This is a genomic window from Bacillus sp. B28, assembly GCF_029536185.1.
Classification (GTDB): domain Bacteria; phylum Bacillota; class Bacilli; order Bacillales; family Bacillaceae; genus Bacillus; species Bacillus halotolerans.
On sequence record NZ_CP120511.1, the window covers coordinates 3,767,509 to 3,782,596 of the forward strand.

A 15,088-nucleotide genomic window follows, 5' to 3' on the forward strand; every position below is an offset into this window, starting at 1 on the left:
ACTATATATTTCTTGAAAAGACAATGGTCGATTTTATGATGATGCAGAAGCGGACGTTTCTTTATGAAAAGCCATAAACCGCCACACAAGGAATGCGGCAAGACTGTATGCCGCGCCCATCATCAAAAACGTAAACCCAGCTCCGGCGTACCAAGTGGCGGACAGATGAATGACCACTCCGGAAACCGCTACGCCAACCAATGCCCCGATTTGCCGGTTGGCATTTAAAGCTGCTCCTGCGATATTTGCATGCTCCTGTCCCGCTGTCTTCATCATCACAGCCGTCATGGCAGGAACCGTAATGCCGACACCAAGATTCATGGCAGATGTCAGAACCGCAAGCTGCCAGTAAGGCAAATCCGGAGAAACCATGACAAATAACAGCAATGCCATGATGCAGCTGACAGCCATTGAAACAAACATAAGAAGCCCCGCTTCAAAACGGTTCGCCAGCCGGGCAAACAGCAGATTTCCGACCACAAAGACAGCCATCATCGGCAATAGTTCGACTCCCGCTAAAAAGGAACTTGCGCCTCTTGCTTCCTGCAAAAATAGACTCAGCATAAACATACCGCCAAAAAGAGCAAAATTCAGCAAAAACCCAACGAACTGCGCTGCCGAGAAACGTCCGTTTTTATATAATGACGCAGGAAGAATAGATGTTGCCGAAAAAATTTCTCTCAGAATAAAAAGCACAAACGCCAAAACCGCCGCCGCGAAAGCACCGAGAATGGAGAGCGAACTCCAGCCTATTGAAGCGCCCTGTATCAGCGCAAATGAAAGAAATCCGAGAGCCGCCATTCCAAGCAGATGCCCTGTGATATTCACCCGGCTGCCTTTTCCCGGGAAACTGCTGAGCGTTCGATAGGCGCAAATAAGCGCCGCAACCCCTAACGGCACATTGATCAGAAAAATACTCTGCCACCCTGCCGCATTCACCAGAACACCGCCGATAAAAGGCCCCAGTCCGGAGGCGGCGGAGACGAGAGCGGCCCACAAGCCAAACATTTTGGCCCGCACCCGTTCATCGGGGTAAGAGGCAGCCAAAAGGCTGAGTGAACTCGGCATAAACAAAGCCGCGCCAAGACCCTGCAACAGCCGGCCTGCGATCAGCATTTGGCCATTTGCTGACACAGCGCATAGACATGAGGCAAGAACAAAAACGGCCAAACCCAGCATATAAATGGTCTTTGAGCCGTAACGGTCAGCCAGCGCACCGCCGGCCAGCAGAAGCGAAGCAAATGTAAGCATGTACCCGTCTACAACCCACGTCACCCCTGAAAGTGAAAGGGGAAGAACGTTTTTCATATCAGCAATTGCAACATTCACCACGGTCACATCAAGCGTAGCCATGAGAAAACCGAGAGCGAGCACGATTAACACTGAGATGCCTGTTGATCCTGATTGATGTAAAGGCCCGCTGTTTTTCATTGCCATTGCCCTTTCAGCTGATGATGTACCCAATCATCAATTTTTTCGAGGTCATAAAGTTTTCCGATTCTGTTCATGACACCCTGCAAGGTTTCTTCCTTCATGAGCGAAGCCCATTTATCCTCAATATCCCCCATTACCGTCTCCAGCACACAGGGATTTCCGCTCTCAAATACAGATGGCAAAAGGCCTTTTCCTTGATACATGGAACCTCTTCCTTCAACAGCTTGATAGACATCATAGAGGGTAATATCCGTCAAAGGCTTCGTAATCGTAAAGCCTCCCTTCGTACCTGGTATGGACTCTGCCAAACCAGCCTGCACCAAAGTTCTCATCAGCTTTTTCAGATAAGACGGAGACATGTGCAAGCGCTGGCTGATCGCCTCTGATGTTAAAGAAGCCTGCACAGGCAGCCGTGACAGTAACAGCAGCACAGAAATTCCCTGCTCCATTCCCGATTTCATTTTCATTATGTTCCCTCCCGGTTCATTATGGATAACTATTATCCACAATAGATCCATTAGCAGGTTTTGTCAATAAAAAAAGCAAAAGAAACGATTCATTTCTTTTGCTTGTATGGTTAACAAATCTGCTTCAGCTCTTCTATGTATTGAAGCGCTTCGTCATATTCTTCATTGGTATACTTTTGCTTGCTTTTGATTGTAAATACTTTCTCTTTCTTTTCCTCAGCCTCAAGCCCGTCAAAGTAAAGAATCGTGGAGACCAGCTCTAAAAACCGTGATGAACGGTTGTTTACACTGTCAATATAGTGCTTGATATCAGGCATATCAAGATCGGCGTGGTCTAAAAACGCGGAGCCCGTCTCTGTCAGCGAATAACGGTATTGAAAGTAGCCGCCCTTTTTTTCCTTTACCTCATGCAGGAATCCAAGGTTGCACAGCTCTTCAATTTGGAGCGTCAGTTCCTCCGAATACGGCCCGTAAAAGTGAAAATCATATTTCTCATAGAAAGGAAACTGCATTTTCTTCGCAATATAAATCATTTTTTGCAGCTTCTTTCGCCCGATGATTTCTCCAGAATCCGAGAACACCTTCATCAGTTTTGCATGTTCTTTCAACAAATTCCCGACATCTCCTTTTTCCTTCTTTACCAATTTCTATGTCAGTCCCAGCAGCTGCCGGATTTTCATTTTCGCTTCCGGGTGTTCAGAGCCGTCACAAATCAGGTCCTTCGGATAGTACAGCTTGTGGTCCGTCCGCCGCTTTCCGGAGATGGATTCCACAATGGCCGACTGTCTGGACAGCTCTTTAATTTGACCGTTTTGCGTCAAGAGATGGATCGGCAAACGCTCCTCTTCCTCTCCTGGACGGTAAAAATCGTATGGCAGATCTGAAGAAGAATCCACGACCAAATAATAGCTCGGATCGATTCCAGCCTCTTTGAATAATGAGGTCAGCTCAAAATAGGCCGACATCTCTTCATTCGGATTAAATTCAACGTATTGGAACAGCTGGCGGTTAATGAATCTGCGGCACAAATCGGATAAAATCGGGTCTTCTTCATCCTCCCAGGCCTGGAAATAATACAAAATAATAGATTCATCCAGCCTCAAATAATCCTCCAGCGTCAGTTTCCCTTCAAAAATAGAATAGAAATGAACCGGAGCATGAGTGAACACATAACCTTCATCATGGAGCTGCTTCGCTCTGTGGAGAATCTTCGTTAAAATAACCTCCGCACTTCTCGTCACAGGGTGGAAATAGACCTGCCAGTACATTTGGTAGCGGCTCATAATATAGTCTTCTACAGCGTGCATTCCGCTTTGTTTAATGACGATTTGATCCTCACGCGGGCGCATCACCCGGAGAATCCGCTCCATGTCAAAATGGCCGTAGCTGACGCCCGTATAGTAAGCGTCGCGCTGCAGATAATCCATGCGGTCCGCGTCAATCTGACTCGAAATCAGGCTGACCACTTGTTTGTTTTTATATGTTTTGGCAATGACTTCAGCAACATCCTGCGGGAAACGCGGGCTCACCTTTCTGAGCACCTGATTAACCTCTGTGTCTCCCAAAATGATATCTCTTGTAAAATCTTCGTGGTCAAGATGAAAGACTTTTTCAAATGAATGCGAGAACGGCCCGTGCCCGAGATCATGAAGCAGCGCCGCGGACAAACAGAGTTCGCGCTCACTGTCATCCCATTCAGGACGGCCTTTAAAGACATCATCAACCATTCTCCTGACAATTTCGTAGACACCGAGAGAATGGTTGAACCGGCTGTGCTCAGCGCCATGGAACGTCAAATACGTCGTGCCGAGCTGCTTGATTCTGCGGAGACGCTGAAATTCGCGGGTTCCGATCAGATCCCATATCAGCTTGTCCCGTACATGAACATAGCGGTGCACCGGATCTTTAAACACTTTTTCTTCTGATAATTTTCCATTTGGATACGCCATCGTCATTCCCTCTTTTTTTTAGCCGTGTTTCTATTATATCGACTCTATTCTTTGAAAACATCCTTGAATTTGTCCGGCGATTTGTTCCATCTTTCCGAAAATCACATGGATGTGAAGCAAAAAAGCCTGACCAGAGGGCCGAGGCTATGAAAAAATATGTTTTTACTTTTTTAATTTCTTTTTCACTTTGTCAATCAGCTCATCCTCTGTCGGAGCTGACAGCGGGCGATTGTTTACAAAAGCAAACGATTTTTTCCGTCCGGGCCCGCAATAAGATTGGCATCCTACCTCAACCTTTGCGTCCGGGTCTACTTCTTTTAAACGCGGCAGCAATGTTTTGATATTAGTGGCTTGGCAATCATCACACACTCGAAATTCATTAGCCATGACGTACGCTTCCCTTCATTTCTATGTTCATCTATGTTTTAAACCTAAAATCGCTCTGTCGAAAAAATCACATCACTCCTCATTGTACAAGGATTCGACTGTTCCTGCAAGCCGCTTCAGCCTCCGTATCTCCTATTCTTCCAGCCAATTTGTATAAATATTTTCCAATCTGGACATTCTAATATCATGAAAAGAAAAATGGGAGTTGAGATAAATGACAAAACAGCGCCAGGACGCTTGGTCAGAAGAAAATGATTTGCTTTTAGCCGAAACTGTGCTTCGGCATGTAAGAGAAGGCAGCACTCAGCTGAATGCCTTTGAAGAGGTCGGCGATAAATTAAATCGGACGTCCGCAGCCTGCGGATTCAGATGGAACGCGGTGGTGCGCCATCAATATGAAAAAGCGCTTCAGCTTGCAAAGAAACAGCGAAAACAGCGCATGAGAGCCCTTGGAAACGGACAGCCTGCGAAGAAAAGACTGCTATATCAGCCTCCTGCGGTTGATCCCGATACAATTCAAGAAACTGCAGTGCAGGAGGAGCAAGTGAAACCTGAAACCCCGACTGCCGAAAATGAGAAGCAGGCATTGATGTCAGGCGAGCACATGCCTTTTGTGGATGACAGCTTTAAGGAAGAGTTAGCTAGTCTATCACACTTATTGTCTCCTCAAACGTCTGCGCCTGAGATGACGATGAATGATGTCATCAGATTCCTGCAGAATTACGAAGGCAATCATGAGCAATCCTCAGCTTTAAAAATGGAAAATGAGCGTTTAAAGAAAGAAAACCAAGAATTACAAAGCAAAACAGAACAGCTGGAAGCAGAAGTTCAAAAACTTGAAAAAGATCAAAAAACGATCCAGGAAGATTATGAAACCTTAGTAAAAATCATGAATAGAGCCAGAAAACTAGTTTTATTTGAAGATGATGAACATGCCTCTCCGTCCTTCAAAATGGACCGGAACGGAAATTTAGAAAAAATGGCGGAATAGCTTTTAAAAACCCCAAAACGATGACATGTTTTGGGGTTTTGCCATTAAAAAATCCCCTTTTCCTTTTAGAAAAGAGGATTTTCTGTTTTTGCGGCGGCTCCGTTAGTCTTGTAAAATGAGCCCAGGCTTATGCTAATCTATTAAGACACATGAGCCGCTTCAGCTGGCTTTTGCTTGCGAGGCGCCCCTGAAATGACCAGAAGCCCTAACATCATCAGCACGATGCCGAGCCATGAGGAAAGAGAAAGCATTTCACCTATGAAAAACACGCCCAGCAATGAGGCGGTCAGCGGCTCAGCCAGGGACAGTGTAACCGCTGCCGAAGCCGGAACGCCGGTGAGGCCTTTTGCAAACAAAAAGTAGGCCGCGCATGTCGCAATTAACCCGATGTAAAGGCTCGTTCCCCATCCTTTTGGAGTCAGCATCCAAGAGAGATCCGACTGCCACAATAGCGGCATCAGCAATATGGCGCTGAGCATAAAGACAACAGCTGAGGCAGCTCTCGGCGGCTGTGTTTTCATCATTGATTTACTGATCAAGGTATAACCCGCAAAAGATGCACCTGCTCCAATCGCCATGAGAGCCCCTGACACATCAATCCGAACATTGGAGCCGTCTGAAAACAGGAGCCAGCATCCCGCCAAAGCCAATACAGTTGCAATCCACCAGGAATTTCGCGGACGTTTTTTCAAAACGGCCCACTCTAAGCTCCCGGCAATAATAGGCGCACTGCCGATGGCAATCACTGTCCCAACCGCAATCCCTGTTTCTTTTACGGCGGTGAAAAAAAGCGGCTGATAACAGGCCATACAAATCGCTGCTAAAAACACGGGAGGCCATGACCAATTTTTCACGTGAAGCTCTCGGCTGATACAAACCACAAGAAGCATGGCGCTGCCGCCTACCAATAATCTGACCGCTCCGAATGCCAGCGGAGTGGCGCTTTCTGGAGCCAGCGCCTGAACAGTGCCGGTTGTTCCCCAGAAAAAAGCCGCGATCAGCACAAACAGGCTGTAAACATTCCCTTTCATTTGCCTCTCCCCTTTGTATGCAGATGCTGCTGTTATTTTATCGCTTTTTTTGCTGCAATTGTTTTCTGTTTATAAGAAAGATTTATCTAAAAACAAGATGATAGGCAAAAAAAAGCATGCCAGCCGTATCGGCTGACATGCAAATGGCGTTCATCCAAACACCTTTTCATTCCGTTCTGTCATCCGGACAAGATTTTTCTCAAATTCCAATTCCTCGTCAATGGACAGTCCGGCTGAGTAGAGGCGGGTGCTTAACGCTTTTAATTCCGTAAGCAAAGCAAGCATTAAATCCTGTACGGAGATATCGGTATGCAGAAGCTCACTTAACGATGCCATGGTTTCCGGACGTATATCCGGGTAGACGCCTTTTTTGTCGTTTTGTTTATCCTTCAGGGCGGCTTGATAGAATCGTCTGATCAGATCTGCCCTCTCGCTGCCGCTTTTATCTGCACAGAGATAAATTTGAACGGCTGCACCGCCGCGAAGACGTCTTTGAGAAATGCCGGCGAACTTTTTGCCGTCAATGCTGAGATCATAGCTGCCTGGACAATAGGAGCCCTCAATTTCATAGGCTTCAATCTTTGCCCCGTACGGCTTAAGCATCCGTTTCATCAGTTCCACCATTGCTTCGTATCCTCTGTCTATATCGATGCCCTTCTTTTGGTCCTCGAATATGAGAGAAATATTTAAAACGCCTTCATCCAAAACAACAGCAAGACCGCCGGAATTGCGGACGATGACGCGGTATCCCTCATTTTCCAGCAGGGCAATGCCGTCCTGCAAAAACGGGAGCCGCGTATCCTGAATACCGAGGACAATCGTGTCGTGGTGCACCCAAGAGCGTGCTGTCGCCGGCGACACGCCTTTTCCTACAGAGGCGCACAGCGTATCGTCCATAGCGAAGGATTGCTTCGCGTCAAATAAAGGGCCGAGACTGGATTGGTCAATGACTCTCCATGTCGGCTGCATCAGTAAATCAATCGGTTGGTTTGCCATCTATGTAAAACCCTTTCATGTTAGGCTTATGAACGAAAACTATTATATCATTTCAGCTGTGATGATTGAAAATTGCTTTTCAGCATCGTAATGAAAATTTCTTTATTTTTTGTATTCTCCATGAGAGGAGAATGAATATAAGACAGCTTGCGCTTTAATGAGAAATCTTTAATGTGGAGAATTGAAATGTCACGGTGGATCAAATCCTTATGCAGCACGCTTCTTGATAAGACCGATAAACCCATGCCGCTGATCACCGCTTCTTTTACACCTTGATTGCTGCTGATAGTGAACATCGACTTCGGCCGCAGTCCGTTCGAGCTGAGCACATGATCGAGATATTCCCTTGTGCCGGAGCCTTTTTCCCTTGTCACCCACGCTTCATTTTGCAAATCGCTGATTGAAATGTCTCTTTTTCCGGCAAGCGGATGCTGGTTCGGCGCTGCGATGCACATTTCATCCTCCATGAACGGTTCAATTTCCAGTTCATTCTCGTCCGTATGTCCTTCAATCAGCCCGATATCAGCCTGAAGCATTCGGACACGTTCGCTTACCTCCTTTGTATTGCCAATCATGACGTCCAGATTCAGCTCAGGATACAGCTTTTGCAGCTGGGCAAGAAGCGGCGGAAGAATATACTCTCCGATTGTAAAACTGGCGGCTATTTTCAATTCACCTTTTACATAATGATGGTGCGCGTAGATTTCAGCCTTGGCCTGCTCGTAGAGAAATACCATTTGCTTTGCCCTTTGATACAAAATGTCCCCTGTCGGTGTTGTCGTAAAATGCTTCGGCGACCGATTCAGCAGAGCCGTTTGAAATTCTTTTTCAAGATTTTTAATATGCAGACTGACGCTGGGCTGGGAAATCATCAGCTTTTCTGCTGCTTTTGTGAAATTTTTTTCTTCCACCACTGCGATAAAGGTTTTCAGCACGTCGTAATACAAAGGCCCCACCCCTGTCATAAATAAGATTTATAATGATGATCAGTTTTCTTTATTTTACTCATATCATCTGTTCTGGTAAAGAAGGCGCAAAAAAAGCAGCCCTCTGCGAGAGAGCTGCCATCGCTTTTCTTACAGTGCTTGTGCCGCTGTAATTAATGCGAGATTGTAAACATCTTCAGCGTTACAACCTCTTGAAAGATCGTTAACAGGCATATTTAAGCCTTGCAGGATTGGTCCTACAGCTTCAAAGTTGCCTAAACGCTGAGCAATTTTGTAGCCGATGTTTCCTGCTTCCAAGCTTGGGAATACGAATACGTTCGCGTCTCCTTTGATCTCGGAATCCGGCGCTTTTTTCTCAGCTACAGATGGAACGAATGCAGCGTCAAATTGGAATTCGCCGTCAAGCGTTAATTCAGGCGCTTTTTCTTTCGCGATTTTCACAGCATCCGCTACTTTTTCTGTTTCATCAGATTTTGCTGAGCCTTTTGTAGAGAAGCTGAGCATTGCTACGCGAGGATCAATGTCGAACATTTTTGCCGTATTGGCGCTTTCGATCGCGATTTCCGCAAGGTCTTGGCTGTCTGGTGCAATGTTGATCGCGCAATCTGCGAATACGTACTGCTCATCGCCGCGTGCCATGATGAAGACGCCTGAAGTCTTTTTCACGCCTTCTTTTGTTTTGATGATTTGAAGAGCCGGACGGACAGTGTCGGCAGTTGAATGAGCCGCTCCGCTCACAAGACCCGCTGCAAGGCCTTTGTATACAAGCATTGTGCCGAAGTAGTTCTCGTCTAAGAGCGCTTTTCGAGCCTGTTCTTCTGTTGCTTTGCCTTTGCGGCGTTCCACGAATGCCTGTACAAGATCTTCCATGCCTTCATATGTATGAGGATCATAAATATCAACGCCGTCAAGCGTCACATTCAGTTCTTTTGCTTTTGCTTGGATCTCATTTTCATTGCCGATCACAATTGGATTCAGCACTTTATTGTCTGCAAGCTTGCTGACCGCAACTAAAATACGTTCGTCCAAGCCTTCAGGAAATACAATTTTAACGCCTTTTCCAGCTACTTTTTCTTGCACTGTTGAAAATAAATCTGCCACAATAAACCCTCCTCAAAAAGTTACAAAAACGCTTTCTTTTACTAGCATACTCTTCTTCCAGTCAAATTCAAACAGCCAACTTTTATTATAGCGCTTTCATCAAAAAATCTTATTTTTCTAACTAATTTAAGCAACTGATTCTTTCCTTATATGTTCTCTTATTTTTGAGGAGATATACGAATCGGATGTTCAAGGTTTCTCCACAGTAGAATCGGATAAACTATGATATAGTGAAGGCATTAACGAAAAGATAATAGGAGTGAAGATAAATGAGTGAACAGCAAATGACAAATGAAGCGGCAAAAACGCTGGACGGCTGGTATGCGCTTCATGATTTCCGCACAATGGACTGGACTTCCTGGAAGATGCTGTCAAGTGATGAGCGCCAGTCTATCATTCATGAATTTACAGGATTGCTTGAAAAATGGGGAGTCGCCCAAAAAGAAGGGAAAGGCTCGCAAACCCTTTACAGCATCGTTGGCCAAAAAGCTGATTTTATGCTGATGATTCTTCGCCCTACTATGGAAGAATTAAATGAAATCGAGCTTGAATTCAACAAATCAAGACTTGCTGAGTTCACCATTCCGGCTTACTCCTACGTGTCAGTTGTTGAACTGAGCAACTATTTGGCGAGCGGCGACGGCGACCCGTATGAAAATCCGCATGTACGTGCGCGCCTTTACCCTGAACTGCCGGAATCAAAATATGTATGCTTCTATCCAATGGATAAAAGAAGATCCGGCAATGACAACTGGTACATGCTTTCTATGGAAGAACGAAGAAACTTGATGAGAAGCCATGGCTTAATCGGACGCAGCTATGCTGGCAAAGTGAAACAGATCATCACAGGTTCAGTCGGCTTTGACGATTATGAATGGGGCGTTACGCTGTTCAGTGATGATGTGCTTCAATTCAAAAAGCTTGTATATGAAATGCGTTTTGACGAAGTCAGCGCGCGCTACGGCGAATTTGGCTCGTTCTTTGTGGGCAACCGCCTATCGCTCGATACACTTCCTCAATTCCTATATGTATAATTTCTCCTCCCGCCGCAGCTGGCGGGAGTTTTTCGATTCCTCTTTATCAGAATTTAAATAAAATTTGCTATTTTCTCCGTTTTTTTTTACGATGTAGATAATAATCCAATTTTTTCAAAGGGGTGCAGTTATTTGTCAAAACGAACCGCATTTATTATGGGAGCCAGTCAAGGGATCGGAAAAGCAATTGCTCTGAAATTAGCAGACCAGCATTTTACCGTCGTCATCAATTCGCGAGTCTTGGACAATATTGAACCTGTCAAAAAAGACATTTTGGCCAAGCATCCTGAGGCGAGTGTCATTGTCCTTGCGGGTGATATGTCTGACCAGCAAACGAGAGAGGAGATTTTTAAAGAAATTGAATCTCAATGCGGACGGCTTGATGTTCTGATTAATAATATCCCGGGCGGCGCGCCTGACACATTTGATAACTGTAATATAGAGGATATGACGGCCACGTTCACACAGAAAACCGTTGCCTATATTGACGCTATCAAGCGTACCGCCTCTCTGATGAAACAAAACGAGTTTGGCAGAATCATCAACATTGTCGGAAATCTGTGGAAAGAACCCGGCGCCAATATGTTTACAAACAGCATGATCAATGCCGCTTTAATTAACGCCAGTAAAAATATTTCCATCCAGCTTGCTCCTCACAACATTACTGTCAACTGCCTGAATCCTGGTTTTATCGCTACAGACCGTTACCATCAATTTGTGAAGAATGTGATGGAAAAGAACAGCATATCCAAACAAGAAGCCGTAGAACAGATTGCTTCTGGCATCCCGATGAAACGGGTCGGATCAGCCGAAGAAACCGCAGCGCTCGCCGCGTTTCTCGCTTCCGAGGAAGCCTCCTATATCACCGGGCAGCAAATTTCCGCTGACGGCGGCAGCATGAAAAGCATATAAAAAAATCCCGCTTTTTAGCGGGATACTTCTTCTAATGAAGCAAACGGCAGGTTCAGCTTTTGAATCCTCATGACAAATTCCCGCAGATCCTCCTGCTTCGATACCATTGATATTCTGACATGACGTTTTCCGTTGCTGCCGAAAATCTCGCCCGGTGTTACGACAACATGGGCATGCTCCAGCAGGTAGTCAGAGAATTGATGAGAAGACTCAAACATTTTTGGAATTTCAGCCCATACATAAAATGTTCCTTTTGGTCTTTCTATCTTCCAGCCCAGTTCTTTTTCACATAGCTCCGTAAAAAAGTCAATCCGTTCCGCATAGATGCGTTTCAAGCGATCTGTTTGTTCCGGATCTCCTGACAGCGCCGCACTGGCCGCCTGCTGCAGTCCGCCGAACATGCCGACAAAGACGTGATCCTGAAATTCATTGACCGCTTGAATGATCTTTTCATTCCCGACGGCAAACGCCATTCTCCAGCCGGCCATGTTAAATGTTTTTGAAAACGAATAAAGCTCCGCGCCCACAGTTTTTGAGTCCTCCGCCTGCAGGAAGCTGGCCGGTTTTTTATCAAACTCAAATGCGCCGTACGCAAAGTCATGGATCAAATGAATCTGGTGCTCTTTTGCAAATGCGGCCGCTTTTGCATAAAAAGCCGTATCCGCCACGGCTCCCGTCGGGTTATTCGGATAGTTCAAAAACATCAGTTTCGCTTTTTGTAACACAGCGGGATCTATTTTCTCAAAGTCAGGCAGATAGCCGTTTTCCGCGTGCAGCGGCATTTCGTACAGCTCCGCTCTTGCCATTGTAATACCCGAAAGATATTCAGGATAGCCTGGGTTCGGGACCAAAGCGATATCTCCCGGATTGAGCAGGCATTGTGTCAAAACATACAAGCCTGCTTTTCCCCCGCCAAAGAGCGCCACTTCTGTTTCAGGATTGATTGTCACTCCGTATTCTCTTTTATAGAAAGCGGCAATCGCTTCCTTCAGAAAGGGATAGCCTCTGAATGGCCCGTACCCGTGGAAAGAAGGGTTCACAGCCGCCTCCTGCAATGCCTGCACGATATGCGGCGGAGTAGGAAGGTCAGGATTCCCCTGTCCAAGATTAATGACTTGCGCCCCCGTTTTTTCCATTTCTTTTACCTTTTGAAAAACGAGAGAAAATTCTTGCCTTGGAAGTGTCTTGATGACGTCGGACGGTGTTATTTCCATCTGAAAGACTCCTTATAAGTGAATTTGCTCAGTTTTTTTATCCCGTTCCAAAAAAGACTTGTTCACCAGCTTCGTATGCAAAAACAAACCGCTTACCATGATAACAATCAGCCCCATGATGACAGGAGCCTCTAACACGTTGATAAGCATGGAACCAATCGAAATGCACAAGCCAATGGACGCTTCAGCCACCGAAAAAATACGCCCTTGAATCTGGTTCGCCGCATTTTCCTGAACTTTAACCTTTGCAAGCACTTCCCCATATTCCATGGCGATGAAAAAGAGAATGGCAGCAATGACAGATACAGCGAAAATAGGCGTGAATAAAAACAGCGCCAGCGAAACGATTGATAAAATGGTAAAGTACATCAAGCCTTTATTGTTGTTAAAGCCCCACTTGCTGACAAGCGCCGCTCCGATGAAACCGCCGAAGCCGATGCAGAAGGTAAGGATAAAGTTGCCGATCTCCCCGTCACCCAAAAAGCGGCTGACAATCGGAAAATAGCTGTACACGATCCCCCAAAGCATTGCCATCGTAATCATCGTAAACATGGCGTTTAACACGAATGAATTGGTTTTGATTTCCTTCAGCCCTTCTTTAAAAGACTGAAAGGCTTCTTTTATATTTTCAGACTGAATCGGGACAAATTGCAGCTTAATTCGCCTGATAAAAAACGCTGAAACCAGGTATGTCACACCGTTAAAGGCAACAGCCATCTCTACAGACCCGGCTAACAGGAATAACCCCCCGGCGGCCGCCCCGACAATAATAGAAATGGTCGTGGCTTTAGCGAATAAGGTATTGATATTTTTAATATCTGATTCCAGAGAAGACATGACCGCGAGACGCGCCGGATTAAAAAATACGCCGCTCCCGTAAGAGACAAACAGCAGGACCAGAAAAACCAGCGGATACTCGCCTTTTGGGAGAAAGGTGAGCCCCAAAAAGATGATGCCCCTGATGACATCCGTCCACAGCATAATTTTAATTCTGTCCAAGCGGTCAACGAGCACTCCTAAAAACGGCTGAAACACCATCGGAATGCTTCTGACCGCGATGACTCCCGACGTCACCCAATAATCGTGATAATATGTAGACAAAATGAGCAGGGCCGGGAGAACACAATAGTCTCCCATAAACGAAAGCGCCTGCCCGTAAAGCAAGTATTTAGAATTTGGCTTTAACTGTTTCATACCGGCAGCACATACTTCGCAGTCAGCTTCGCATGCTGCTGGATGTGTTTAATTGAATCGGCTACATCCTGGGAATTGCTGCCTTTCAGTTCAAATGCGGCAATGGAATTAAAGGCTTCAAACAGGCGCAAATCAACAGTCGTACCTGGTGCCGCAGCCGAGAAAGAAACAAGTTCCGTATCTCCCTTCAGCAGCCCATCCGGAATGTTGATGGATTCAATGATCATATCCTCCGCCGCTTCAGGAAGCTGCCCGTTTTGTTTGAAATGCTCCGGGTACAAATGACAGTCGGCGATATAGCAAGGTTCTTGCTCCAGCAATCCATCCGGAAGATCGGCGTCTTTTCCGAAACAGAGAACATCCAGCAATAATTGCGCCATGTCGACGCCGAAGACCTTTTTAATATTCGGGATCATATTCCATCCGGCGAACCTGGCCGCAGACTCTATTAAACCGGCTTCTCTATTTTTCATTAACTTGATTTCTGTATGTGTCGCGCAGTTTTCCAGCCCAAGCCCTTCATTTGCTTTTTTGGCCGCTTCAATAATGATCTTTTTCGCTTCATCATCCAAGATGGACGGCGTGATATGCGATGTTTCCGTAAATCCGATTTGCGGTGTTTTATCATGAATCGCGACTGGAAAATATTCTCCGTCCGCCATGATCCCTTCTATGCTGATATAGTCGGAGTATCCCTCAGTTTGATACCAGTCCGGGTATTCTCCCTGTAAAAATTCCTCCGCAATAAACGGGGCTTCAAACGTTACCGCCTTCGGCACATTAATGGATTTCAGGAAATCATTGACTCTGTTAAACTCAGCTTCTGCTGTTTTGGTGTCTGTAATCAGCGTCACGCCGATTGAACTCGCCAAATATGTCGGTTTTAAGATGAGCGGCGTGCCGATCTCTTTCAGCGCGGAGCGGAAATCTTCAAGGGTTGTGACCCGTTTGTTTTTGATTGTTTTGACCCCGGCTTTATTAAACGCTGCCCTCATTTTATTTTTATCTCTGGCATTTTCGGCAGCTTGTACACCCGCTCCTCTTAAGCCGAGACGTTTACAGGCTTTCGCCATCGGAGCGATGAATAATTCATTGTTTGTTGTGATGGCTTCCGCTCCAAACATTTCGGCAACCTTGACGATTTGCTCGACTACCTCTTCTTCGGGTTTGTCATGATCCTCATGCGCCCAGTAAATGGAATCGGGATGTTCGAAATCTGTGATACTCTGAAAATAATCTTTATCCTTTATGACCGCGACCGAGTATTTTTCAATAAGTGCCGCATGGGAAGCTGTAATGGCAAATGGTCTCGGAATAAAGCTGACCAGGTTATATTTTTCAGCTGCGCTTTGATAAAACATATGCGGCGGGCAGCCTCCAAGATCAGCGATAACCAAAACTGTTTTTCTCTCCATATGTAAAACACTCCTT

At 45.8% G+C, this 15,088-nt stretch carries 15 protein-coding genes; 3 read left to right on the forward strand and 12 right to left on the reverse strand.

The window, feature by feature from the left end:
- Positions 1-33 precede the first annotated feature (33 nt).
- The 5 genes from P3L57_RS18805 to P3L57_RS18825 all read right to left on the reverse strand — a co-directional run bounded on the left by P3L57_RS18805 (position 34) and on the right by P3L57_RS18825 (position 4,237).
- A complete protein-coding gene (locus P3L57_RS18805; RefSeq protein ID WP_264798213.1) occupies positions 34-1,431 on the reverse strand; it encodes an MFS transporter in 1,398 nt (465 codons plus the stop codon).
- Positions 1,428-1,901, reverse strand: a complete 474-nt coding sequence (locus P3L57_RS18810; protein ID WP_044159839.1) for an Rrf2 family transcriptional regulator — start codon at positions 1,899-1,901, stop codon at positions 1,428-1,430. The genes P3L57_RS18805 and P3L57_RS18810 overlap by 4 nt, the downstream gene beginning before the upstream one ends.
- 110 nt (positions 1,902-2,011) lie before the next feature.
- Complete coding sequence (locus P3L57_RS18815; RefSeq protein WP_024123233.1) at positions 2,012-2,512, reverse strand: YwgA family protein; 501 nt, start codon at positions 2,510-2,512, stop codon at positions 2,012-2,014.
- A gap of 36 nt (positions 2,513-2,548) precedes the next feature.
- Complete coding sequence (locus P3L57_RS18820) at positions 2,549-3,850, reverse strand: HD domain-containing protein (protein WP_059335166.1); 1,302 nt, start codon at positions 3,848-3,850, stop codon at positions 2,549-2,551.
- Between the two features lie 162 nt (positions 3,851-4,012).
- Complete coding sequence (locus P3L57_RS18825; RefSeq protein ID WP_024123235.1) at positions 4,013-4,237, reverse strand: YuzB family protein; 225 nt, start codon at positions 4,235-4,237, stop codon at positions 4,013-4,015.
- Between the two features lie 214 nt (positions 4,238-4,451).
- Between P3L57_RS18825 and zapB the strand changes: the two genes are divergently transcribed.
- Positions 4,452-5,228: a cell division protein ZapB gene (gene zapB, locus P3L57_RS18830; protein ID WP_059335167.1), complete on the forward strand. Its 777-nt coding sequence runs from the start codon at positions 4,452-4,454 to the stop codon at positions 5,226-5,228.
- A gap of 140 nt (positions 5,229-5,368) precedes the next feature.
- On the opposite strand, the gene P3L57_RS18835 is transcribed toward zapB, so the two are convergent.
- From P3L57_RS18835 to pta, 4 genes are all read right to left on the reverse strand, one after another.
- Positions 5,369-6,259 (reverse strand): carboxylate/amino acid/amine transporter, encoded by an 891-nt coding sequence (locus P3L57_RS18835; protein WP_099043805.1) that lies wholly within the window; start codon positions 6,257-6,259, stop codon positions 5,369-5,371.
- Positions 6,260-6,409: 150 nt separating this feature from the next.
- Positions 6,410-7,255 carry an octanoyl-[GcvH]:protein N-octanoyltransferase gene (gene lipL / locus P3L57_RS18840; RefSeq protein WP_044159847.1) on the reverse strand — a complete coding sequence of 282 codons (846 nt, stop codon included), beginning with the start codon at positions 7,253-7,255 and terminating at the stop codon, positions 6,410-6,412.
- A gap of 47 nt (positions 7,256-7,302) precedes the next feature.
- Positions 7,303-8,202 (reverse strand): cysJI operon transcriptional regulator CysL, encoded by a 900-nt coding sequence (gene cysL, locus P3L57_RS18845; protein WP_044159849.1) that lies wholly within the window; start codon positions 8,200-8,202, stop codon positions 7,303-7,305.
- Positions 8,203-8,331: 129 nt separating this feature from the next.
- A complete protein-coding gene (gene pta / locus P3L57_RS18850) occupies positions 8,332-9,303 on the reverse strand; it encodes a phosphate acetyltransferase (RefSeq protein ID WP_024123241.1) in 972 nt (323 codons plus the stop codon).
- A 269-nt stretch (positions 9,304-9,572) separates the two neighbouring features.
- On the opposite strand from pta, the gene hemQ reads away from it, so the two are divergent.
- Positions 9,573-10,337 carry a hydrogen peroxide-dependent heme synthase gene (gene hemQ / locus P3L57_RS18855; RefSeq protein ID WP_059292304.1) on the forward strand — a complete coding sequence of 255 codons (765 nt, stop codon included), beginning with the start codon at positions 9,573-9,575 and terminating at the stop codon, positions 10,335-10,337.
- 132 nt (positions 10,338-10,469) lie between these two features.
- Positions 10,470-11,249 carry an NADPH-dependent reductase BacG gene (bacG, locus tag P3L57_RS18860; protein ID WP_069486769.1) on the forward strand — a complete coding sequence of 260 codons (780 nt, stop codon included), beginning with the start codon at positions 10,470-10,472 and terminating at the stop codon, positions 11,247-11,249.
- 14 nt (positions 11,250-11,263) lie between these two features.
- On the opposite strand, the gene P3L57_RS18865 is transcribed toward bacG, so the two are convergent.
- The 3 genes from P3L57_RS18865 to bacD are packed head-to-tail and all read right to left on the reverse strand — an operon-like array spanning position 11,264 to position 15,072.
- Complete coding sequence (locus P3L57_RS18865; protein WP_069486768.1) at positions 11,264-12,463, reverse strand: transaminase BacF; 1,200 nt, start codon at positions 12,461-12,463, stop codon at positions 11,264-11,266.
- 12 nt (positions 12,464-12,475) lie between these two features.
- Positions 12,476-13,657 carry a bacilysin exporter BacE gene (gene bacE / locus P3L57_RS18870; RefSeq protein ID WP_069486767.1) on the reverse strand — a complete coding sequence of 394 codons (1,182 nt, stop codon included), beginning with the start codon at positions 13,655-13,657 and terminating at the stop codon, positions 12,476-12,478.
- Positions 13,654-15,072: an alanine--anticapsin ligase gene (gene bacD / locus P3L57_RS18875; RefSeq protein WP_069486766.1), complete on the reverse strand. Its 1,419-nt coding sequence runs from the start codon at positions 15,070-15,072 to the stop codon at positions 13,654-13,656. Before bacD ends, bacE begins: the two co-directional genes overlap by 4 nt.
- Positions 15,073-15,088 lie beyond the last annotated feature (16 nt).